This is a genomic window from Herbaspirillum sp. NPDC101397 (assembly GCF_044767325.1).
Taxonomy (GTDB): domain Bacteria; phylum Pseudomonadota; class Gammaproteobacteria; order Burkholderiales; family Burkholderiaceae_D; genus Herbaspirillum.
In genome coordinates, this window is record NZ_JBIWNS010000005.1 from 250,225 (window position 1) to 272,058 (window position 21,834).

23 protein-coding genes are annotated in these 21,834 nt (G+C 60.9%); 9 read left to right on the plus strand and 14 right to left on the minus strand.

The window, feature by feature from the left end:
• Window positions 1-171 precede the first annotated feature (171 nt).
• Window positions 172-1,770, plus strand: coding sequence for an MDR family MFS transporter (locus ACIROW_RS13790; RefSeq protein WP_402276428.1), 1,599 nt, complete (start codon window positions 172-174; stop codon window positions 1,768-1,770).
• Between the two features lie 77 nt (window positions 1,771-1,847).
• Here ACIROW_RS13790 and ACIROW_RS13795 read toward each other — a convergent pair whose 3' ends face one another.
• The 4 genes from ACIROW_RS13795 to puuE all read right to left on the minus strand — a co-directional run bounded on the left by ACIROW_RS13795 (window position 1,848) and on the right by puuE (window position 4,706).
• Window positions 1,848-2,030: a 4-oxalocrotonate tautomerase gene (locus tag ACIROW_RS13795; RefSeq protein ID WP_402276431.1), complete on the minus strand. Its 183-nt coding sequence runs from the start codon at window positions 2,028-2,030 to the stop codon at window positions 1,848-1,850.
• An 18-nt stretch (window positions 2,031-2,048) separates the two neighbouring features.
• Entirely contained in the window at window positions 2,049-2,786 is a 738-nt protein-coding gene (locus ACIROW_RS13800; RefSeq protein ID WP_402276433.1) for a class II aldolase/adducin family protein, read from the minus strand.
• A 64-nt stretch (window positions 2,787-2,850) separates the two neighbouring features.
• Window positions 2,851-3,696, minus strand: a complete 846-nt coding sequence (locus ACIROW_RS13805; RefSeq protein ID WP_402276436.1) for an outer envelope protein — start codon at window positions 3,694-3,696, stop codon at window positions 2,851-2,853.
• A 74-nt stretch (window positions 3,697-3,770) separates the two neighbouring features.
• Window positions 3,771-4,706 (minus strand): allantoinase PuuE, encoded by a 936-nt coding sequence (gene puuE / locus ACIROW_RS13810; protein ID WP_402276439.1) that lies wholly within the window; start codon window positions 4,704-4,706, stop codon window positions 3,771-3,773.
• 154 nt (window positions 4,707-4,860) lie between these two features.
• On the opposite strand from puuE, the gene uraH reads away from it, so the two are divergent.
• Window positions 4,861-5,214, plus strand: a complete 354-nt coding sequence (uraH, locus tag ACIROW_RS13815; RefSeq protein ID WP_402276443.1) for a hydroxyisourate hydrolase — start codon at window positions 4,861-4,863, stop codon at window positions 5,212-5,214.
• On the opposite strand, the gene ACIROW_RS13820 is transcribed toward uraH, so the two are convergent.
• From ACIROW_RS13820 to ACIROW_RS13835, 4 genes are all read right to left on the minus strand, one after another.
• Window positions 5,211-5,417, minus strand: a complete 207-nt coding sequence (locus ACIROW_RS13820) for a hypothetical protein (protein ID WP_402276446.1) — start codon at window positions 5,415-5,417, stop codon at window positions 5,211-5,213. The genes uraH and ACIROW_RS13820 overlap by 4 nt on opposite strands.
• A 25-nt stretch (window positions 5,418-5,442) precedes the next feature.
• Window positions 5,443-5,733 (minus strand): hypothetical protein, encoded by a 291-nt coding sequence (locus ACIROW_RS13825; RefSeq protein ID WP_402276448.1) that lies wholly within the window; start codon window positions 5,731-5,733, stop codon window positions 5,443-5,445.
• 95 nt (window positions 5,734-5,828) lie between these two features.
• Window positions 5,829-6,389 carry a carbonate dehydratase gene (locus ACIROW_RS13830; RefSeq protein ID WP_016833314.1) on the minus strand — a complete coding sequence of 187 codons (561 nt, stop codon included), beginning with the start codon at window positions 6,387-6,389 and terminating at the stop codon, window positions 5,829-5,831.
• A gap of 136 nt (window positions 6,390-6,525) precedes the next feature.
• A complete protein-coding gene (locus ACIROW_RS13835; protein ID WP_402276452.1) occupies window positions 6,526-6,660 on the minus strand; it encodes a hypothetical protein in 135 nt (44 codons plus the stop codon).
• Between the two features lie 91 nt (window positions 6,661-6,751).
• On the opposite strand from ACIROW_RS13835, the gene ACIROW_RS13840 reads away from it, so the two are divergent.
• The 3 genes from ACIROW_RS13840 (at window position 6,752) to ACIROW_RS13850 (ending at window position 10,461) form a co-directional block, all read left to right on the plus strand.
• Entirely contained in the window at window positions 6,752-7,474 is a 723-nt protein-coding gene (locus ACIROW_RS13840; RefSeq protein ID WP_402276455.1) for a cobalt ABC transporter substrate-binding protein, read from the plus strand.
• 218 nt (window positions 7,475-7,692) lie between these two features.
• A complete protein-coding gene (locus ACIROW_RS13845) occupies window positions 7,693-8,100 on the plus strand; it encodes a DUF2946 domain-containing protein (protein ID WP_402276458.1) in 408 nt (135 codons plus the stop codon).
• Window positions 8,101-8,202: 102 nt separating this feature from the next.
• A complete protein-coding gene (locus ACIROW_RS13850) occupies window positions 8,203-10,461 on the plus strand; it encodes a TonB-dependent receptor (protein WP_402276461.1) in 2,259 nt (752 codons plus the stop codon).
• 70 nt (window positions 10,462-10,531) lie between these two features.
• On the opposite strand, the gene ACIROW_RS13855 is transcribed toward ACIROW_RS13850, so the two are convergent.
• Window positions 10,532-11,914 (minus strand): NAD(P)H-dependent oxidoreductase, encoded by a 1,383-nt coding sequence (locus tag ACIROW_RS13855; RefSeq protein WP_402276464.1) that lies wholly within the window; start codon window positions 11,912-11,914, stop codon window positions 10,532-10,534.
• A gap of 147 nt (window positions 11,915-12,061) precedes the next feature.
• Here ACIROW_RS13855 and ACIROW_RS13860 point away from each other — a divergent pair, with 147 nt between their 5' ends.
• Window positions 12,062-13,027 carry a LysR family transcriptional regulator gene (locus ACIROW_RS13860; protein ID WP_402276467.1) on the plus strand — a complete coding sequence of 322 codons (966 nt, stop codon included), beginning with the start codon at window positions 12,062-12,064 and terminating at the stop codon, window positions 13,025-13,027.
• A 23-nt stretch (window positions 13,028-13,050) separates the two neighbouring features.
• On the opposite strand, the gene ACIROW_RS13865 is transcribed toward ACIROW_RS13860, so the two are convergent.
• Together ACIROW_RS13865 and ACIROW_RS13870 are read right to left on the minus strand one after the other, a co-directional pair.
• Window positions 13,051-13,239, minus strand: coding sequence for a hypothetical protein (locus ACIROW_RS13865; protein WP_029363234.1), 189 nt, complete (start codon window positions 13,237-13,239; stop codon window positions 13,051-13,053).
• A 190-nt stretch (window positions 13,240-13,429) separates the two neighbouring features.
• On the minus strand, window positions 13,430-14,080 hold the full coding sequence (locus ACIROW_RS13870) for a DUF1120 domain-containing protein (RefSeq protein WP_402276470.1): 651 nt from the start codon (window positions 14,078-14,080) through the stop codon (window positions 13,430-13,432).
• Window positions 14,081-14,155: 75 nt separating this feature from the next.
• Between ACIROW_RS13870 and ACIROW_RS13875 the strand changes: the two genes are divergently transcribed.
• Window positions 14,156-14,329 (plus strand): hypothetical protein, encoded by a 174-nt coding sequence (locus ACIROW_RS13875; RefSeq protein ID WP_402276473.1) that lies wholly within the window; start codon window positions 14,156-14,158, stop codon window positions 14,327-14,329.
• Here the strand turns inward: ACIROW_RS13875 and ACIROW_RS13880 are convergent.
• Both ACIROW_RS13880 and ACIROW_RS13885 read right to left on the minus strand, forming a co-directional pair.
• The gene (locus ACIROW_RS13880; protein ID WP_402276475.1) at window positions 14,309-16,066 is read right to left on the minus strand and encodes a methyl-accepting chemotaxis protein; all 1,758 of its coding nucleotides are present in this window, start codon (window positions 16,064-16,066) and stop codon (window positions 14,309-14,311) included. The two genes, ACIROW_RS13875 and ACIROW_RS13880, sit on opposite strands and share 21 nt — an antisense overlap.
• Before the next feature lie 197 nt (window positions 16,067-16,263).
• Complete coding sequence (locus ACIROW_RS13885; protein WP_402276478.1) at window positions 16,264-17,028, minus strand: YdcF family protein; 765 nt, start codon at window positions 17,026-17,028, stop codon at window positions 16,264-16,266.
• Window positions 17,029-17,189: 161 nt separating this feature from the next.
• On the opposite strand from ACIROW_RS13885, the gene ACIROW_RS13890 reads away from it, so the two are divergent.
• The gene (locus tag ACIROW_RS13890; protein WP_402276480.1) at window positions 17,190-18,551 is read left to right on the plus strand and encodes an HdeD family acid-resistance protein; all 1,362 of its coding nucleotides are present in this window, start codon (window positions 17,190-17,192) and stop codon (window positions 18,549-18,551) included.
• 368 nt (window positions 18,552-18,919) lie between these two features.
• Window positions 18,920-19,759: a lysophospholipase gene (locus ACIROW_RS13895; RefSeq protein WP_402276483.1), complete on the plus strand. Its 840-nt coding sequence runs from the start codon at window positions 18,920-18,922 to the stop codon at window positions 19,757-19,759.
• A gap of 660 nt (window positions 19,760-20,419) precedes the next feature.
• Here the strand turns inward: ACIROW_RS13895 and ACIROW_RS13900 are convergent.
• Window positions 20,420-21,820 carry a diguanylate cyclase domain-containing protein gene (locus tag ACIROW_RS13900; RefSeq protein ID WP_402276485.1) on the minus strand — a complete coding sequence of 467 codons (1,401 nt, stop codon included), beginning with the start codon at window positions 21,818-21,820 and terminating at the stop codon, window positions 20,420-20,422.
• Window positions 21,821-21,834: the final 14 nt, after the last annotated feature.

Sequence of the window (21,834 nt, forward strand, 5' to 3'; positions counted from 1 at the left end):
GTTGCCAAGACATTCTGCAGGGTACGTCCGCAATTGATAGAATGACGGTTCAGTCACTTCAGGCTGGCGCCTGTGATGAATGTGGTCGTGCACGACAAGTAATCATTTTCAGGTGCTTGTCGTTTCGCCAACATCAACATCTGCAAGCCCCGGCCAAACGATTTTCCCAACATGTCTCCACACAAAGAAGCCGCGCATTCGAGCGGTCAAGTCTTGCCTTTCCGCGAATCCCTGATGGCCACGCTCGGCATCTGCTTCGTCATCATGCTGGTGGCGCTGGACCAGACCATCGTCGGCACCGCCTTGCCGACCATCGTGGCCGAGCTCAAGGGCTTCGACCTGTACGCCTGGGTGGCGACGTCGTATCTGCTGACGTCGGTGATCACCGTGCCAATCTTCGGCCGGCTTGGCGATTATTTCGGCCGCAAGCCGTTTCTGATCGCTTCCATCATCATCTTCGTGATTGCGTCAATGCTGTGCGGCATGGCCGACAGCATGCTGTTCCTGGTGCTGGCGCGCGGCCTGCAAGGCATCGGCGGCGGCATGCTGGTCGGCACTGCGTTCGCCTCGGCGGCCGATCTGTTCCCCGATCCGCACATCCGCCTGCGCTGGCAGATCATCCTCAGCGCGGCCTACGGCATTGCAACTTCGGTGGGCCCATCGCTGGGCGGCTTCCTGACACAGTCGCTGGGCTGGCGCTGGACCTTCTACGTCAATTTGCCGGTGGGCCTGGTGTCGCTGTTCTTTGCGATGCGCTACATCCCCCACATCCGTCATCACAAGCACGCCGGCAAGGTTCGCCTTGACTGGGTGGGTGCGCTGCTTATCTCGGTGGCGCTGGGCAGTCTGCAACTGCTGGTGGAGCTCTTCCCCAAGCGCGGCCTGACCGGCGGCATGCTGGCGTTGCTGGTGGTTGCTATCGGCGCGTTTTACGCACTTTGGAAATGGGAGCGCCAGGTCGAGCAACCGATCCTGCCGTTCGAGATGTTCAAGGATCCGGCGCTCTCCAGCCTGTTCCTGCTGTCGGTGCTGGCGGGCTTTTCGATGTTCTCGATGCTGATGTATGCGCCGCTGCTGTTCCAGGGCGGTTTCGGCATGTCGCCGCGCGAAGCCGGCTTGCTGATCACGCCGCTGGTGGCCTGTATCACCGTGGCGAGCATCGTCAACGGTCGCATCGTCACGCGCATTCCCAATCCCAACATGATGATGTACGTCGGCTTCTTGCTGATCGCGCTGTCCTGCCTGGGCATCGTGCTGTCGCAGCGCAATACGCCGACCGGTTTCATGCTGGCGACGATGCTGGCCGGCGGCTTCGGCCTCGGGCTGGTGCTGCCCAACCTGACCGTGTTCGCACAGCAGGCGGCCAGCCGCGAGCATCTCGGCATTGCCACCGCCTTGCTGCAGTCGCTGCGCATGATCGGCGGCATGCTCGGCACCGCCGTGACTGGCACGCTGGTCACGCAGATGTACGGCAGCGGCGTCGAGCGCGCGCTGGAAACCGATCACGCAGCACAATGGCTGGCCGAATTCAAGGACCCGGAAATCCTCGTCAACCACGATATCCAGTCGACCCTGCTGGCGCAAATGCTGCAAGCAGGGCATAACGGATCGGCCTTGCTGGACGCTGCCCGCGATGCACTGGTCGGCGCGATCCACATGGGCATTGCGCTGGCGGTCGTGTCGGCGCTGATCGGCTTGTGGATGGTGCGGCGGGTGCCGCTGATTCGCTTCACGCCGAATGAAAAGGTGGAGACGGTGCTGTCCGAATAGAACGATTTCAGGATTCGCAAAAAGAAAAACGGCGTGCACATCCAGCACGCCGTTTTTCTATTTCTGCAGTGTCGTGGTCAGTCCGACCACAGTTTGCCGGCGGTCGCCCAGTTTTCCTTGCGTACATCCTGAATGATGATATCGACCGATTCGGGACTGCATTGCAGCGTCTTGCAGGTGACCTCTGTAATCGCTTTCACGAGTTCGCGTTTCTGTTCGATGCTGCGACCTTCGAACAACTGGATGTTGAATGTGGGCATGTCGTCTCCTCAGTAAAATCAATTCTTGTAGGATGCGTCGATCGCATCCAGCTTGCGCAGCAACGCCGGCCATTCGAGCAGGCCTTCCGGGCTGCCGTCGCCCAGCAGTTGCCGGTGCGTCGTGCGGCAGATATCCGTCGCCGGCATGTGCAGCGCCTGCCCGCCGGCTTGCGCCAGCAGCTGGATGCGGCACGCTTTGTCCAGCGTATCCATCAGCACGTAGGCCTCGGCGACGGTGCGTCCGCACACCAGACTGCCGTGATTGCGCAGCAGCAGCGCCGGCAAATCGGCCAGGCGTTCAATCAGACGGGTCTGCTCGGCCGACGTCAGCGCCAGCCCTTCGTAATCGTGGCAGGCGATGGCCTCGTAGAAGCGCAGCGCGTGTTGCGACAGCGGCAACAAGCCCTGCGGCTGGGCGCTGACGGCCACCGCATGATCATTGTGCAGATGCATGACGCACAGTGCATCCGGGCGCGCCGCGTGCACCGCACCGTGGATGGCGAAGCCGCTGACGTTGATGCGATAGGTGCTGCCGCCGACGATGGCGCCGTGGCGGTCGACCTTGACCAGGTTCGAGGCGCAGACTTCATCGAAGCGCAAGCCGAAGGGATTGAGCAGGAAGTGGCCGGGCTCGTCCGGCACGGTGGCCGAGATGTGCGTATAGATCACATCGTCCCAACCCTGCAGCGCGCACAGGCGATAGCAGGCGGCGAGGTCCAGGCGGGTCTGCCATTCGTTGCGGCTGATGTCGGTCATGGGCAATCGGGTGTGTAATGAAAAAGGGGACGCAAATGCGTCCCCCGGTATGTTACACGCAGACTCAGAAGTGATATTCCGCGCGCAGCATCGGCGTCTTGGCGAGCGAGCCCGGCACCGTCGAACGGTTGCCGAACTTGTTGCGCCAGTACTGATATTCCACGCCGACGCGGAAGGTGTTCTTGCCCATGCCCAGCGGTGTGCCGACGTCGTACATGATCTGGCCATCGAAGTTCAGCTCCGGGCTGGTGCTGTTGCCGAACTCGTCCTTGCCCTTGGCGGCGATGTAGTTCAGGTAGCCTTCGAACGCGAAGCCGCTGGTGCCGAACGGAATGCCCCAGGCGGCGTTGAACATCGGATGGGTGTCGTAGGAGTAGCGGTTGGCGATGCCGACCGGCTTGTTGCTTTCCCATAGCGCGAAGATGCTCAGGTTGAGGAAGCCCGGCACGTCCATCATCAGCGTCGGACCGGCGACCCACATGCGCTTCTTGGAGCCGTAGCCCGGATCGTTCTTGGTGTTGAGGTCAACACCCAGCGTGAAGCCGACGCCGCGCGCCGGGCCGAACGCCAGATCCTTGCCGCTGATCTTGCCGATGTCGAGCGTGTGGCGATAAGTCAGATAGGCTTCCTGTGCATTGCTGTCCTTGTTGTCGGACATGAGGAAGTCGACGTTGAGGAAATTGGTGCCGTACTTGTAGCCGCTGGCATGGGTGAAGTTGATGATGTTCTTGCTGATGTCCTGCGTGTTGAACGGCTCTGCGAACTTGGTGCCGTAGCGGTAGCCGATGGAATTGTCGCTCCAGTCGGCGCCGTGTGCGTGCTGCACGGCGGCCAACGCCGACAGTCCGATCAGGCCGGCTGCGAGATGTTTGCCCAGTGGCGTGCGCACGATTGCGTTTGCTTGCTGCATGGTGTCTCCTCCATTGAATGGTTATGTGTACTGCTGTTTTTTATAGTGTTCCGTGGAGCCGCCACGGCGGTAGATCAAACTTTGAACGGATGAGTGGCGCGCCAATGGTCGGCGATGTCGATGCGGCGCGTGATCCAGACCTTGTCGTGCTTCTGTACATAATCGAGGAAACGCGCCAGCGCCGCTGCGCGCGCCGGCCGGCCGACGATACGGCAGTGCAGGCCGACCGACAGCATCTTGGGGCGGTCGAGCCCGGACGGGTCACCTTCGGCGTACAGCACGTCGAAGGCGTCCTTCAGATAGTCGAAGAATTGCGTACCGGTGTTGAAACCCTGCGGTGCGGCGAAACGCATGTCGTTGCTGTCGAGCGTGTAGGGAACGATCAGTTGTGGTGTGGCGCCGCGTGTGGTTTGCACCTTGTCCCAATAGGGCAGGTCGTCGGCGTAGCTGTCGGCGTCGTAGGCGATGCCGCCGTGTTCGGCCACCAGACGGCGTGTGTTGGGAGAATCGCGGCCGGTGTACCAGCCCAGCGGCGCGTTGTTGGTGATGTCCTTGATGATCGCTATCGCTTCGGCGATGTGGCGGCGTTCGGTGGCTTCGTCGATGTTTTGATAGCTGATCCAGCGCAGGCCGTGGCAGGCGATTTCGTGACCCAGTTCGAGGAAGGCGGCAGTGGCTTCCGGATTGCGCTGCAGCGCGCGCGCCACGCCGAATATGGTGAGCGGCAGCCGGCGCTCTTCGAACATGCGCAGCAAGCGCCAGAGGCCGGCGCGGGAGCCGTATTCGTAAAGCGACTCCATGCTCATGTGGCGCGCGGCGAAACTCTGGGCGCCGATGATTTCGGACAGGAAAGTTTCCGAGCCGGCGTCGCCGTCGAGCACGCTGTTCTCCGCCCCTTCTTCGTAGTTGAGTACGAACTGCAATGCGATGCGCGCGCCGTCAGGCCATTGCGCGTGCGGCGGCGTACGGCCGTAACCGGTGAGGTCGCGAGGGTAAGTGGAATCTGTCATGTCTCCTGCCTTGGAATCGTTTTTTGCATCTTCGCCGAATTATGTCTTCAGAATTGATTACAGATATAACGGCGAACGTATATGGACCTGATCTCTGCGGTATATCATTTGCGACTGAAATGATCTACAAAATTTGTCAACGAGAGGAAACACAATGGGAAAACTGAGCACCCACGTCCTGGACGTCACCCAGGGCAAGCCGGGCGTCGGCGTCAAGGTGGCCTTGTTTGCGGTCCGCGGCAACGAGAAGGTCCTGCTGAAAAACGCCGTCACCAACAGCGACGGCCGCTGCGATGCACCGTTGCTGCAAGGCGACGAATTGCTGGCCGGACGCTATGAACTGGTGTTCGGCGCAGGCGATTATTTCGCGGCGCAGGGCGTGCAATTGCCGGCCCCGCGTTTCGTCGATGAAGTGGTGCTGGCCTTCGGCATCGCCGACCCGGCGCAGAATTACCATGTGCCGCTGGTGGTGTCGCCGTGGTCGTATTCGACCTACAGGGGAAGCTAGGAGCGTTGGCCGAAGTCAGCATCCGCTTGCGGACGCTTCTTCAGTAGCAAGCGATGACTTCCCCAGGCGCCGCAACCGCAGACAGCCATCACGATGACCAGCGGCAGCGAGGTGCCGTCGTGCAAGACGCCGATCGCCATCCCCGCCAGCGTGGCGAAGAAGAATTTCAGCGCGCTGATCAATGCCGCTGCTCGCCGGGGCACGGCGCACTTCCGCGCTTTATTTGATTCATGCGGATGCCGAAATTGTCGGCAAGGCTGCGGCGAAGCTGGCTGAATGCCTCAAGGAAAGTGTTGCGCCCCGCAGTTGACCAATCCGTTGTATTTCGGGACGTAGTGCATGGGCATTTTCATCATTTCGTTTTGATGCCATTTTTTTAACGCGCAACGGTCCGCGTGCTTCAGAAATTCGCGTCGCGGCGTTCAAAGACACCGGCAAGTATCCCGGCAGCGCGTTGCTGACCATCGAACATTTCGCAGAACCGGGAATGGAAGTGGCAATCCAGGGTGAGGCAGTCATCGGCGATACCTACCAGGACGCAAAGTAAGTTTCACCGTACAAGACAGACGGCAAGAGCCGTCTGTCTTTTTCTTTTTTGGGCGTTGCAACGGCGCTCAGAATTCGTTCTGCAATTTCTTGTAGCCCTGCACCAGTTCATTGTTGGTGCGCGCCACGTCTTCCGAAAATTCCGACGCCTGCGCCGACACCCGCGGCAAGGCATCGAGATCGGTCTGCGGGCCGATTCGCAGTGTCGACGGGACATAGAAACCCGGCGGCAGATGGCAACCATCCACCACGGCGTTGTAGCGCACCACGCAACCATCTCCGATCACACAGTTGAACAGTACGCTGTTGAAGCCGATGAAGGCGTCATGGCCGACGGTACAGGGACCGTGCACGATGGCGCGATGTGCGATCGACGTGCGCTCGCCAATGGTCACGGCGCCGCCAGACTTGGAGTGGATCACCACGCCGTCCTGGATGTTGGAGTGAGCGCCGATGACGATGGCGTCCATCTCGCCTTTCTCGTTGACTTCATCGGCTCGGATGACTGCGTAGGGGCCGATGAAAACATTCTCGTGGACGATGACCTTGCCGCACAGGATGGCGGTCTGGTCGACGTAAGCGGATTCGTGGACTTGCGGCATATCGCCGGAGGGATTGCGACGAAGCATGGGGGCTTTCTCCTTGAACTGGCCTTGATGATGCGGGCCGAAATTGAACTGCGGCTACCTGTGCCGGTGGAGGCGGACGGTTTTGCCGGTAAAGAGCGGCGCTCATTGTAGGGGGCTTTTTGGATTCAGGGTTTTGTCAGCTTCTGATATAATGATAATCATTCTCGATAATTAAAATTAACCGAGCCTCAAGCCAGGTTGGCGCCATACAGCGCTTCGCATGATCTCCCGTTTGTTCTTCATCTCCGGCAGGGTTTTGCTCGTTGTTCATCAGTCGATGCTCATTAGTCGATGCGCGCCGGAAGGAGAGAGTTTGTCGTTTTGCATCATAAAAACACCTAGCCCCTGAAAGGAAGCACTACATGAAACTGAAACGTCTCGTCATTCCCGCCTTGCTGTCCACCTTGCTGCTGGCCGCGTCCGCGCAGGCCCACCACGTCTGGCTGCAGCAGGACGCCAAGTCCGCCAACCTGTATTTCGGCGAGTTCGGTGAAAACCTGCGCGAAACTTCGCCTGGTCTGCTCGACCGCTTCGTGCAACCGAGCGCCGTCCTGCTGGGCGCCAACGGCGACAAGACACTGGACGTGAACAAGGGCAAGAACGCCTACGCACTGTCGGCACGCGCCGGCAAGGGCGAGTCCATCGTTGCTGAAGAAGCGCACTATCCCATCCTCGAACGCAAGACCGGCGAAACCGTGACGCGCACGTTGTGGACCCCGGCCGCACGCCTTGTCACCGGTTTCGCCGAACAGGCGCCGCGCCTGACGCTCGACATCGTGACCACCGGCAAGCCGGGCGAATTCAAGCTGGTCTACAAGGGCCAGCCGCTGGCCAAGACCAAGATCACCATCGTTACCTCGGCAGGCTGGGGCAAGGAAGGCCACACCAATGAACAAGGCCTGGTGAACTTCGATCTGCCATGGCAAGGCACCTATGTCGTTGAAGCGCACCACATCGACAAGACTGCGGGCGAACGCGACGGCAAGCCTTATGACATCGCCAGTTTCGTCACCAGCCTGACCGTGGCGCAGACCAAGGGCATCAAGGCGCTGCCGACGCCACCGGCCGCCACGCCGAACAAGTAATCCGGACGATTCACCCCTGCAAGCTTCCCGGCTTGCAGGGGTGCGACAATTTGTCGCACCTGCTTTCATCCGGTCTTGCCGTGGCGGCCTGCATCGTTTGCAGACCGCCACCGGCAAGCCTTTCAAGCCTTTTTCTTCCCGCCGCGTACACCTTGCCGTCGGCCTGAACTCCAGTTCCGGCGCTGCATTGCCGCGCATCTGCGTGCTACATTCGCACGATGGGGAAGCAGACATCGGGCCGTTCGAGCCCATCCATCCGCAACACAATCACCGCGTGGGCCGCCATTTTGGCGGTGCTGCTGATGGTGCTCGCCCCGACGTTTTCCGCGGCATCGCAAGCGTGGTCGCAGGAGCGCGGCGGTTCGTTCTGGATGGAAATCTGCAGCGCCTTCGGCGACAAGACCGCCAATGAAGCTGATCGCGACACCGGTAAAAACGCCGCTTCTTCCTCGCATTGCCCGTATTGCCTGATGCATGCCGACGCCGTCGCGCCGCCACGGCAACCGATGCTGGCCGAGACCGTCTTCACCATTTCACATTTCCTGCCGCGCCTGTTTTATCGCGCGCCGCAGCCGCTGTTTGCATGGACCGTCGCACTGTCGCGTGCGCCGCCGCCGGCCGTCTGAATTCAGTGGCAACCGCTGACGGTTTGACGGTTGTCTTCCCTGTTCAGTCAACTTGCGCAAGTACGGATCTTGTCCGCGCCTGCGCCGCCGGTCCGGATCAACATGAAAAACACCAATCCATTTCCATTCCCCTTGCGGCCTCTGCTGCTGGCGATGATCGCCGCATGGAGCCCGCTCACCCAGGCTCAGTCTCAAGCTGAAGACGCCGCGGCCTTGCCCGAAGTCGTCGTCAAGGAGTCGCGCTCGGTCAGCGAAAAGAACCAGCTGCCGACCACCACCGAAAGCATCACCGCCGCCAAAGCGGCCGACACCGTCAACGCGATGAACGTCGAGGACACGCTCAAGTACCTGCCCAACGTGCTGGTGCGCAAGCGCTACATCGGCGACACGCAGGCGCCCATGTCCACCCGCACCACCGGCATCAACGCCGGCGCGCGCAGCCTGATCTACGCCGACGGCATGCTGTTGTCGGCGTTGATCAACAACAACAACGGCAACGGTTCGCCGCGCTGGTTCATGGTCGCGCCGGAAGAAGTCGAGCGCATCGACGTGCTGTACGGTCCGTTCGCCGCGCAGTATCCCGGTAATTCCTACGGCGCCGTGACCGAGATCACCACGCGCATGCCCGATCACTTCGAAGCCAGCGTCAAGGCCAATACCGCGTTCCAGGATTTCAGCCAGTACGGCACCAGCAACACTTATCGCGCACAGGAATTGAGCGCCACGCTGGGCAATCGCAGCGGCGACCTGTCGTGGTGGTTCAGCGCCAATCATCTGGACAGCTACAGCCAGCCGTTGGGATATGTGACGGGCACGGCGCCGGCCGGCAGCAGCGGCAGCTATGCGACCCAGGATCGCACGGGGAAAGGTATTGTCGTGCTGGGTGCGTCCGGGCTGACACACACCGTGCAGGACAATGCCAAGCTCAAGCTGGCCTATGATTTTTCGCCGACGCTCACGGCCACTTATACGCTTGGTTTCTGGCAGAACAGGGCTGATGCACATGCCGTCACTTATCTACGCAATGCTGCAGGTGCGCCGGTCTATACCAGTGCCAACGGATTTTCCAGCAACACCGTCGAGCAAGAGCAGTGGATGCAAAGCCTGTCGGTCCGCAGCAAGACGCAGGGCGTGTTCGACTGGGAAGCAGTCGTGAGCAATTTCTCCATGTCCAAGGATCTGACACGTACGTCGACAGGCCTTTATCCCGCTGCACAAAACGGCGGTGCCGGCACTGTCGCCGACGCCGGCGGCACCGGCTGGAACACGCTCGACCTCAAGGGTGTCTGGCGTCCCGACGGTCTCAAGGGCGCGCACATCGTCAGCTTCGGCGGCCACTACGATCAATACAAACTGGTCAGCCCGACTTACCTGACCGGCAACTGGGTTTCCGGCAGCAACGGCGCCTTGTCGACCGACTCACGCGGCAAGACCGAGACGTCCGCTGTGTGGGCGCAGGATGTCTGGCGCCTGGCGCAGGACTGGAAGGCGACGTTGGGTGGGCGCTATGAATGGTGGCGCGCCTTCGGCGGCTACAACTATGCGGTGGCCAGCGGCGGCATCAACCAGCCGGAGGTGCGCAACTCCGGCTTCTCGCCGAAGCTGTCGGTGGCGTGGACGCCCGGCGAGCAATGGCAGTTCACCGGCTCGTTTGGTAAGGCCTTGCGTTTCCCGACCGTGGGCGAGCTGTACCAGAACGTACAGGGCAGCGACGGTATCTTCCGCCAGCCCAATCCCAACCTGCAGCCGGAGCGCGTGTTGTCGAGCGAACTGGCGATCGAGCGCGTGCTCGACAAGGGCAAGGTGCGGGTGTCGCTGTTCCAGGAAGACGTCTCGAACGCCCTGATTTCGCAGACCGCGACGCTGGGCACGGTGGTGTCGTCCTATACGCAGAACATCGACAAGACGCGCCAGCGCGGCGTCGAACTGGTGCTGCAAAAAGACGACGCGCTGATCCGCGGACTCGAGATCAACGGTAGCCTGACCTATGTCGATGCACGTATCCTCGGCAACAGCAGTTTCGTCTCTTCCACCACGACCTCGGTCGGCAAGCGCACGCCTTACGTGCCGGAGTGGCGCGCCACGCTGGTAGGTACTTACCGTCCCGACGACAAATGGGCCTACACGCTGGCCGGACGCTACAGCGGCCGCCTGTACGCCACGGTCGACAATAGCGACGTCAACACGCATACCTACCAGGGCTTCGACAGCTACGTGATTTTTGATGCGCGCGTGCGCTACAAGATCGACAAGCATTGGAGCACCGCCGTCGGCATCGACAACATCACCAACAAGGATTACTTCCTGTTCCATCCGTTTCCGCAGCGGACCTTGTTTGCGGAGCTGAAGTACGACTTCTGATACGTCGTCGCCAAAAGAAAACCGTCGTGCGGTGTCATGCCGGACGACGGTTTTTTCATGCCCATTCAGATCATGCGGCGATGCTGTTGCGCGGCGCCGCCAATCCCATTTCCTTGCGGAACAGCGCCTCCATTTCTCGCCGCACCTGGATCGCCTGCACGCTGCTGTCGATGGCGACGTCGCTCCAGCGCACCGCCTGACCCACCGCGACCGGACGCTGCAACACGATGTGATGCGCCAGGCCGATCGGCAATGCTTCGGCGTTGAGCGAGTCGGCCGCCGGCATCAGTTTGCCGTAGACCATGTGACCTCCTTCGCCGTCCAGTTTTTCGCCTGGTTTGAGATCGCGCTTGGCGGTGGCGACGGTGTCGCCGCTGAACGCCAGCGTGCTGCCGGTGGCCTGGCCGCGCACGGCGATGTTGGCCACCGAGATGCCAAGCTCGAGGCCGATCAGGTGATACGGTTTGTACATGGTAGCGTAGCGGCCGCTGGCATCGGTCTTGAGTCCGTACTGGGCGAAGCAGTCGCGCACGTAATCGCTCGGCGCTTCGAAGGTCACGTACACGCCCCAGCGCAAATCGCGGAACACCGGACGGCCGTCACGTTCCAGCGAGGACACCACTTCCACCGTGCCCGAGTGCGGCAGAATGCCGCCCGCCGAAGCCGGCTTGAGCAGGTTCGGCAGATCGTCCACGCCGCACGGCGGGAAGGCCAGTCCGTCGGCGCCCGGCGTCAGGCCGCAGGCGTTGGCCACCGCGCCCATTTCCAGCGCCGACTTGGTGCCGTCGAGGAAGGAGTTGAACATCTGCGCATTGAAGTCGCCCGACGCCACCTGCGCCTCGCTGAAACCGTAGTGTCCCCATACCGTATCCGGTGTGGATTGATGGTAGATCGGGAGGTACTTGGTGCCCTTGCCGGCGCACACCACGTCGAAGCCCGAGGTGCGCGCCCAGTCAACCATCTCGGCGATCAGCGCCGGCTGGTCGCCGTAGGCCATCGAATAGATGATGCCGGCTTCGGCCGCACGGCGCGCCAGCAGCGGTCCCGCCAGCGCATCGGCTTCGACGTTGACCATGATGATGTGCTTGCGGTGCTGGCAGCACAGCAATGCGTGGCGGATGCCGGCGGCGGGACTGCCGGTGGCGTCGATGACGATGTCGAGTTGCGGATGCGCGATCATCGCTTCGGCATCGTCCTGCACGAAGGTGCTGCCGTCGCGCAGCGCCTCTTCCCACGAGCGTGCAGCGTGCATGTCGTCCTTCCAGCCGACGCGCGTGAGCGCCTGTTTGGCGCGCGCCGGCGAGAGGTCGGCGATGCCGAGCAGATGCACACCGGGTGTACGGGGGACTTGCGAGAGGAACATCGAACCGAATTTGCCGGCGCCGATCAGGCCGACCCGCACCGGTTTGCCGGCCTGGGCCAGGGCCTTGAGCTGATGGAACATGTTGGACATGCGGTCTCCTTTGTAGGTTTGTCGCCCGCATCAGCAAGAAAATGAACGTGCAGGCGTAAAAGCAGAAAAAGAGTAGCATTGGGATTTTTCCCGGTAAATGCCGAATATCACACACTTCATGTGCAAAAAATCGCATACGGAAATCCCATGAACAAGTTCGACTGGAACGACCTGCAAGCCTTCCTCGCGGTGGTCCGTGCCGGACGCCTGACTGTGGCCGCGCGTCAGCTCGGCATTGACCATTCGACGCTGAGCCGGCGTATCGTCGGGTTGGAACAATCCCTCGGCGCGGCCTTGTTCGACCGTCGCTCGGCCGGTTACGCGCTGACCGTCGAAGGCGAGCGCCTGATTCCCGAAGCCGAAGCCATGGAAAGCCTGGCGGTGCGCATCCATGCGCGCCAGGACGATCCGGCGCAGGGGCTGACCGGCTCGATCCGCATCGGCACGCCGGAGGCCTGGGGCACCTATTTCCTGGCGCCGCAGCTGGACCTGCTGGCGCAGCGCCATCCGGAGCTCGAAGTGGAACTGATCCCCAACCCGCGCATGTTCAGCCTGTCCAAACGCGAGGCCGATATCGCCATCAGCATGACGCGGCCCGAACAGGGGCGCTTGTACGCGCGCCGCCTCAACGATTACGAACTCGGCATCTACGCTGCACGCGATTACCTGCGCCGCAAGCCGGCCGTTGAAGACAAGTCGCAACTGGAAGCGCATCCGTGGGTCGGTTACGTGGAAGACCTGATGTGGTCGCGCGAGCTGGATTACCTGTCCGAGATTTCACCGGCGCTGCGGCCGCGCATCCGCATCTCCAACATCATCAGCCAGATGGCGGCGGTGGTCGGTGGGGCAGGCCTGGGCGTGCTGCCCTGTTTCATGGCACGGCGCGAGAAGAAACTGGTGCGTCTGTTGCAGCAAGTGAAACTGTATCGTTCCTACTGGCTGATTACGCATGCCGATGCGCGCGACATTGTGCGCGTCAACGTGGTGGCGGATTTCATTGCTGAGCGGGTGGAGGCGGAAGGAGTGTCGTTCTGGATCGACGACGATGGCGGAGTGGCACGTGATGTCGCTCGGGAAGCGATGTCAAAAAAGAGACGCGGCAAGTCGGGCTAAGGGAAATGACGGCAGGCTGCGCGTCAATTGCTCCTGGCTTTTTCAATCGTGGAGCGGGCGGCTTCCATCAGCGCAGCCGGTTCTTCCGCATCGGAATCGAGGTATTGGTTTTCCAGATTGATTGCCAGATTGCTCATTTTTTCAGCAAGGTCGGCGAGTGCGACGCTGAGCTCGCACATCAGGCTGGACATTGTTTTTGGAGAGTTTGCCATGTCTCTTTCCTTAAACGGATTCGACAGGGCGGACCTGCCGGAACTGCTGGATTTTCACAGACGGTCGACAACTAAACGGCTCAATGCGCTGGGCAATGCTACCGGCTTATTTTAAGCCGATTCCAAGTTTGACTGTGGACTGCGCAAAAAGTGCTTGCAAGAAGCGTGCTTGCAACGCAACTCTGTCGCGTCAAAGATACTTGATCTCGATCGTGGCGGAGCCGTCCAGAGGCACGTCTTGATTCAATGGCAAGTTTTCCGGTTTGTTCAGCACGGCCTGAACATTGATGGTCGCGGCCAGCGTCTTGAGTGCAACCGGTGTCATGCCGCTTTGAGCGAACGAGAAATAAGCGCCGTCGTGATCGAGGTAGCCGGCGTTGCCGCTCCACGAAGCGCCTTTATCCTTGGACGCGATAGCGGAGACCGGTTGGCCGTCGGCCAGCGCGGCGGCGGACAGCATCATGGTGTAGCCGCCGACGTTCTTGCCGGCAACACTGCCAAGGCCGAAGTTGTAGGCAGCGTCGGCGCGGATGCTGTCGACCACGCCGTCGATGCGTGAAGAAGCGCGGTTGTCGATCACCACCAGCGCAATCTTGGCGGCGGCGTCACAGGTCACCGACAGGCTGACTTGCTTGACGTCCAGCTTCTTGTATTGGCCGGGTTGCAAGGTCTTGGCCGGGATGGTGCCGTAGTCGGCCACGCCGCTGTTGCCCAGGGTCGGGGTGCAGGCGGAAGGACGGATCACGCCGGTCACGCGCAGTTCCACCGTCGGCGCTGCCTGCACGGCGGCAGTGGCGCACAAGGCGGAGGTCAGGACGATGAGGGCGGCGAGACGGTTCATGGCGATTGTGGTTTCATGTGAGCGCCTTGTTTCAGCGCGATGTAACCATTCTCGCGATTCACGCCCTCAAAGAATATGAGAAAACTCTCAAAAAATGACCGCTTCGACAAGCGTGGCGGCATGGTCGCGGTGAAAGAAAATGTGCAGGATCAAGGCATGAAAAAAGGGCTTGCACTGAGATGCAAGCCCTTCGTTTTGCTGCCCGTCACGATGATGCAGGGACGTCCGTCAGAAGGTTTCCCAATCTGAATCGGAATCCGGCATCGTCGGTTTCGATCCTGCCGATTTGGCAGGCGCCGAGGCGATGCGTGGCGCTGCAGCAGGAGCAGTAGCAGCCGCCTTGGGTTTGCCGGCGACGGCAACAGGCCGGACCGGCGCCTTTGCCACCGCAGTACGTACCGGCGCGGCAGCACGTACGATCGGCGCCGCCTGCACGTGAGCGCCATCGAGCTTGAAGCGGCCGACCAGTTGGGCCAGCGTAGCCGCCTGGTCTTGCAGAGACTGCGCGGCAGCGGCGGCTTGTTCCACCAGTGCTGCGTTTTGCTGCGTGCCTTCATCCATCTGGGTAATCGCCTGGCCGACTTCGCCGATGCCGGCGCTTTGTTCCTGGCTGGCCGAACTGATTTCGCCGACGATGTCGGTCACGCGCTTGACGCTGGCGACCACCTCGTTCATTGTTTCACCGGCTTGCTGCACCAGCTTGCTGCCGACGTCGACCTTCGATACCGAATCGTCGATCAGCGTCTTGATTTCCTTGGCCGCAGCGGAAGAGCGTTGCGCCAGGCTGCGCACTTCCGACGCCACCACCGCGAAGCCGCGGCCCTGTTCACCGGCGCGAGCAGCTTCCACCGCCGCGTTCAGCGCCAGGATGTTGGTCTGGAATGCGATGCCGTCAATGACGCTGATGATGTCGACGATCTTGCGCGAGGATTCGTTGATCGAGCCCATCGTGTCGACCACCTGGCTGACGACCGCGCCGCCCTGGATCGCGACTTCCGAAGCGGACACCGCCAACTGGTTGGCCTGGCGTGCGTTGTCGGCGTTCTGTTTCACAGTGGAGGTCAGTTCTTCCATTGCCGACGCGGTTTCTTCCAGCGAGCCGGCCTGCTGTTCGGTGCGGCCCGACAGATCCAGATTGCCGCTGGCGATTTCGCTCGATGCGGTGGCGATGGTGTCGGCCGACGACTTGATGTTCGAGATCGTGTGCGTCAGCGAATCGCGCATGCGCTTGAACGCGTACACCAGGCTCGAGGTGTCGCCCGGCGCGGTGTTGATGACCAGCGTCAGGTCGCCGTCGGAAATGCGGTTGGCGATTTCCGCCGCGTCGCCCGGATCGCCGCCGATGGTGCGCAGGATGCTGCGGTTGTTGACCACCACCAGAGCGATCAGAATGATGGCAAAACCGGCGAAGATCGCGATCAGCTGATAGACCGATTGCGTGAACGCCGAATTGACGTCGTCCATGTACACGCCGGTGGTGACGATCCAGTCCCAAGGTTCATAGCGGAACGCATAGGAAGTTTTCGGCACCGGGTCGGGTGAACCGACTTTCGGCCAGATGTAGTTGATGAAGCCGCCCTGCGGCGATGCAGCGGCCTTGGAGATGTTGACGAACACCTGGTTGCCGGCCGGATCCTTGAAGTTGGTCAGGTCCTTGCCGTTCAGCTCCGGTTTGATCGGATGCATGATGGTCACGGCGGACGAATTGGATACCGAGAAATAACCGTCGGTGCCGTAGCGCATCATCTTCACACGCGCCAACGCGGTCTTTTGCGCTTCTTCCTTGCTCATCGTGCCGTTCTTGGCCAGCTCGCCGTATTCCTTGATCGTACTCATGGCGACTTGCGCCACATTGATCAGGTCTTTCTTGCGTTCTTCAAGGCGGATGTTGTGCGCCTGGTAGGCGTTGAAAATTGAAATGGCGAGCAGAGCGATCAGGCTGATGACGAGCGGCGCCCACAGACGTTGTTTGAATGAAAGTTTCATTCCATGGTCTCCAGAGTTTTCTTTGATTAAAGTGGAAATGGTCGGCGTGTCTGCGCATGCCTTGAAAACTTGGATAAAAATACCCGAGTTGTCGTCCGGAATGCTGCCCGGACTGTGTCGTTAACGGCGCGACAACAGGATAACTTTAAACGTGGTAGGAAAAAAGAAAGCCCCGATTAGTGGGGCTTTCCTCGGCCTTATCGGCTCTTGTCAGCAATGCTCCGCAACGCATACCAGAGTGCGCCTATCCATTCGTGCAGCGCGTAGTTGCTGCGTCGCAAGCCTTCGCCTCCCGGCAGCCAGTCGTTGAGCGTAAGGCGTTCATTGCTGAAAAAGACCGTCGGCGCTGGGATCACTCCGATGCCTTGTGCGCGAAAGCTGCGCAGCGCGCGCGGCATGTGCATGGCGTCGGTCACCAGCAGCACATGTTGTACCCCCGCGTTGCGCAAAATCGGCGCCGTCAACCGGGCATTGTCGGCGGTGGTGTCGGAGGCCTGTTCCTGCCAGCGCGTAGCGACGCCGAAGTCGTCGCGCAGGCTGCGCGCCATGACAGCCGCTTCGCTTTCAACCGAGCCGTCAGGCTTGCCGCCGGTGACCAGAATCGGCAGGCCGCTGGCGCGATGCAGGCGCACGGCGTATTGCAGACGTGCAAGCGTGATGAAACCGGGTTTGTCCTGATGATCGTAGTCCGGCGCATTTGACAGTCGTGCGCCGCTGAGTACGACGATGGCCTGCGCCGTCGGCGGTATCGATGCCAGCGGCGGCGTCTGCCATTCCAGCGGTGCGACCAGCAGCAGTGCGCCGGCTCGTGTGCTGAAGACCAGCAGCAGGGCCAGCGCCGTCCAGCTCAGCCATATCGCCGCAGGCCGGCGTCGTCGCAACAGCAGCCCGAGCGCGCCCAGCAGCGTCACGTTCAGAGGAAACAGCAGCATCGCGCTGACAAATGTAGAGAAGAGGAGCATGGATGGCACAGAGAGAGAAGACGAAGAAGAGGGAGAAGGCCGTCCATTGTCGTCGATTCTTTCCGTTGGGAACAAGTGCGCCGACGACGGTAAAATGGACGCCGGGAAACAGAGGAAACGGGACCGGCCGCAAGGCCGTCATCAGAAATGGGGAACAAAACGTGATACGTCTGGTGTTGTTGTTACTGGGAGCGGATTTTATCCGGCGTTATTGGCATGTACTGGCATTGATCGGATTGGCCTGGGCGGTCGTCGGCGTCAGCCTGTGCATCGATGCGCTGGATGGTGTGCTGGTGTTTCCGTTGACGTTGTTCGGCTGGCTGCTGCTGGTGGAAAGCCTGGCCACGCTGTTCCTGGCGTCGAGTGGCATAGGTGCGCAGAAAACGCTGCGCTACGTCAAAGGCAGTCTGTTCTTGGTGATCGCGCTGCTGATCATTTCGGCCTATCACCACAGCGATATGCTGCTGGCGATGCTGTTCGGCACGGCTTTCACGATCGGCGGCGGCTTGCAGATCATCTCGGCCGCCATCGTGCGTTTTCCACGCTGGCGCATGGCGTTGGCGGGTGGCGTCGGCCAGATCCTGATCGCGATTTTTTTCTTCCAGCCTTACCCTACGCATTACAAAGGCACCGTGCCGTATTGCCTGGGCATGGGACTGATTTTTAGCGGCTGGAGCATGATCTGGCTGGCCAGTCGTTCACGCCGTTTGCCGCGTGCCAGTTCATTGTCGCAGCTGGCTTATCGCAACGCCGATTCGGATCGGCCGCTCGATGCCGGCAGCTACGACGGCCAGCTGGCGGTGACGACGCCGGCAGCAATTGCCTCGGCAGCGCCGCTCACGGTGCACGTCTGGACGCCGGCCGGCTCGGCCCGGGAAGCGACGCTGCATCGTCCCATCGTCGATCGCTATATTGCCGCAGTCGACGCCAGCGGCCGCATTTCGACCGGCCACGCAGCGCTGGAGATTGCGCCAAGTCTGTATATCAGCCTGTATCCGGCGGTTGAAATCGATCGGTCACCGGGCGAGTTTTCACGCCTGCTGCGCGCCACGCCGGACAACAACGTGCGGGGCCGCTATCTGACCGACTATCCGTCGGAATCGGCGGCGTGGTGCGAATCGACCGAAAAGATTTCTTTCCGCGATTACGACGTGCGTCACCTGCAGCAGTTCTGGCAGGACTATCGTCGCGAAGAGATCTACAACCTGACTCATCGCAATTGTTCCAGCACCGTCGCGCATGCGCTGGAGGCGGCACTGGAAGGCGTGATCGGCAAGCGCGCCGATCACTGGCTGAGCTTCATCAAGATCCTGTTCTCGCCGGAAGTCTGGGTCGCCAGCCACATCCGCAAGCGCGCCATGACCATGGCGTGGACGCCGGGGCTTATCCTCGACTATGCGCGCGCCTTGCGCGCCGTAGTGCATCCGCGTCCGCTGTCATGGCTGGCCAGCGTGCAACTGGCGATCCGGCGTGTGCGTCGCTCACACCGTCGCCAGGACACCGGAATAGCGGGCCAGGATTGACCACGATAAGCGCGCGATAGCAGCAGGAACCGGCGCCACCGCGACAGGGGAGCTTGTCCTACAAGGCAATCCGGCATCGTCCGATTGGTGGCGCGCAGAGGCGAATTTATTATCTGGTCTCGATACCGGAGTTGGCGGTTAGAAAATATACCAACACCAATTCCCCGAAGCGATGCATGCGGCATTTCACCGCCGCCGGGCGATCAGCATATTTCCGCAGATCGCCCGGCGCGCTTGTTTTCCCATCGAGTTTTTCCCATTCTTTTATTGTGTCCCTGCCGTTTCGCCGGAACAGGGCGATGCTGTGCGTTGCCGGTTTTTAGGGCAATATGCAGACGTCCGTGATCCCTTCAAGGAAATGCAGCGCGATGTCCGACAACAATCAAAATACGGGATTTCTCCAGGCCGCCGATGGCGTCAAGCTTTTTTATCGCGAATGGGTGCATCCGCAGCCGCGCGGTGCCATTGTGCTGGTGCATGGACTCGGCGAGCACGGCGCCCGCTACGCCGAACTGACGCGGGTTTTCCATGATGCCGGTTTCTCGGTGCGCATTCACGATCATCGCGGCCATGGTCGTTCAGGAGGTGCGCGCGGTAGCGTGCAGGCGAACGATGATTTTCTTGATGACCTCAAGACCGTGTTCGACGATTTCGCCGCCGTCGCGCAGACCACGCCATTTTTGTTCGGGCACAGCATGGGCGGCCTGGTGGCGGCGCGCTTCGCCACCGGCGGCTGGTCGAAGGTGCGTGGGCTGCTGCTGTCGTCGCCGGCGCTGGCGATCCGGATGTCGGGCTTTCAGAAATTCCTGCTGGCGCTGACCACAAGGATTGCGCCGGGGGTAGCGGTGCCGACCAGTCTGCCGGCGCAGCGCTTGTCGCATGACCAAGCGGTGGTGCGCGACTTCCTCGATGATTCGCTCAACCATGGCAAGGTGTCCGCGCGCGTGGTCAATTTCATGCTGGGGGCGATGGCATGCGTGCAGCGCGATGCCGGCACATTTACTTCACCGCTGCTGCTGCAGTTTGCCGGCGACGACGCTTTCGTCGATCCGGCAGGCAGCCGTGCTTTCTTCGCCCATGTGCCGCAAGTCGACAAGACGATGCATTGTTACGACGACGCTTTCCACGAGATTTTCAATGAATCCCCGGAACGCCGTTTGCACGCACAAAACGATCTCATTGCATGGTTGGAATCGCACGTGCATTGAACGCTTGCCGCCGGCGTTTTTGTTGCGTTGCGCTACAGGCCGTCCAAGGCGGAAAACTTAACTTCGATTTGCACGTGTAAATTGTCCTCAGGGTTGCCCGCTGGGCAGGTTGGTGAAGCCGCAGCGACTGTCGAAACCCACGAAGCCGGGCACACAGGCGCAGCCGGTGATCGCCAGCGCCAGTGCTGTCGCGAGGAGGAGGGTCATGATGCGCGGCATGAGCAGTCTTTCTAAATGGACGGAAGCAAAATGAAGCGTGGAGTGTAAGGCCAAGTCGGCGCGGGTACCCAGCTCCATAACGACGAAGGGGGCGGTTACTTGAATCGTGCGGGGAAATTGTAAAGACGCGAAAAGAGAGGCTTTTCGTCGGAGAAGAAAAAGCAAAAGGGCGGAAAAATCCGCCCTTTTTTTATTTCAGGCCTGCCTGCGGTGGCCCGCAGCAGGCTTGCCGCCATGGATTAGCGTGTCGACGCGAAATAACGTGCGACCATTGCAGCGATCAGCAGGGTGTATGGCAGGACGTCGATCAGGATACGCATGGTGGGCTCCGCAAGAAAGTGATTTATGTTGCGTTGCAGTATGCGTGTTTCAGACATCCTTTTCCAATTTTGATTACCAATACCAGTTATGGGTTTGTTGAATATCTGAGCGCCGACGCACCTAACTCATGAGGAATGCGGGTGTCGCTGCCGACGCAAATGATTCATGGCGGGCGATGCAGACCTGATTGCGGCCGCTTTCCTTGGCCTCGTACAAGGCTTTGTCTGCTGCCAGCGCCAGCGCAGTCGTACTGCCGCCGGGGCCTGGCACCATCGCCGACACGCCGATACTGAGCGTGACATGGCATAGCGGCTGGTTGTGGGCGTGCGGAATCGATGCAGCAGTCAGGTTAACCAGCAGGCGTTCGCCGACCAGGCGGGCCCCGGCGGTATCCGTGTTTGGCAAAATGACCACAAACTCTTCACCGCCGTAGCGTGCCGCGACATCGCCCGGCCGATTGATCACGCGCAACAACTGCTGTGCGATCTGGCGCAGGCAATCGTCCCCGGCCAGGTGGCCGTAGCAATCGTTGTATTTTTTGAAATGGTCGACGTCGATCATCAGCAGCGCCAGCGAACGCTTGTCGCGGCGGGCGCGATTCCATTCGATTTCCAGCACCTGGTCGAAGCAGCGCCGGTTCGACAGCGCCGTCAGACCATCCTGGTTGGCCTGCGTCATGAGGATCTTGTTGGCGCCGGCGATGCTGTGGTACAGCCGCGTGATGCCGTACAGCTGCGAAATCAGCACGGCCAGCGAGGTGAACAGGCTGGTCATCTTGGCGAAATACCAGCCCAGTGAAAAGCGTGCGCCGCCGTACAGCGTCAGCCAGACGTCGATACAGGCGGCGAACATGCCGACCATGACCCACAGCTGTTCCGGCCTTTCTTCGCGCATGCGCATCACGAACAGCAAGGCGATCACGTTGACGCCGAACACCAGCGCCGGCACCAGCATGGTCGAGTCGTCGAAGAAGTTGCGCCCGTTGCGGAATACTTCCGGCAAATAAGGCAGTCCCAGCGTCGCCGCCAGCGTCAGCAGCGCCACCACGATGAGGCAGGCGACGATGGATTTGCGCACGCTGGCTGTGGTGCCGGTGACTTCCTCCGAACTGGTCGCGTAGCGGATGATCAACAGGCCGAAACCGGTGTGCCAGCAGCACCAGAGCCACACTGCGCTGCTGGTGCTGCCGATGATGGAGGCTTCCATCAGCCCGCCCGGGAAGGCTGCGATCAGCGGCACGAAAATCACCGTCACGAAAAAATACGCCGTGCCCAGCCTGATCGTGCGCTCCTTGCCTTCGATCAGCCCTTGGGCGAACAGCAGCGAAGCCAGGATGATGTTGACCACGATCATGGCAATGCCGAAGGCGCTCATGTAGCCCGGAATCGGCAGCAGGGGAGTGGTCGCCAGCGGCGTGGCGATCGCCGCAGAGAGCAACAACACGGCGATGACGACGCGCGCCATGCGGATCTGGCGCGGACTGACGCCGGCATCCTTGATGAGATAGGGTTCTTGGTCCATGAGAGATTCTTGTT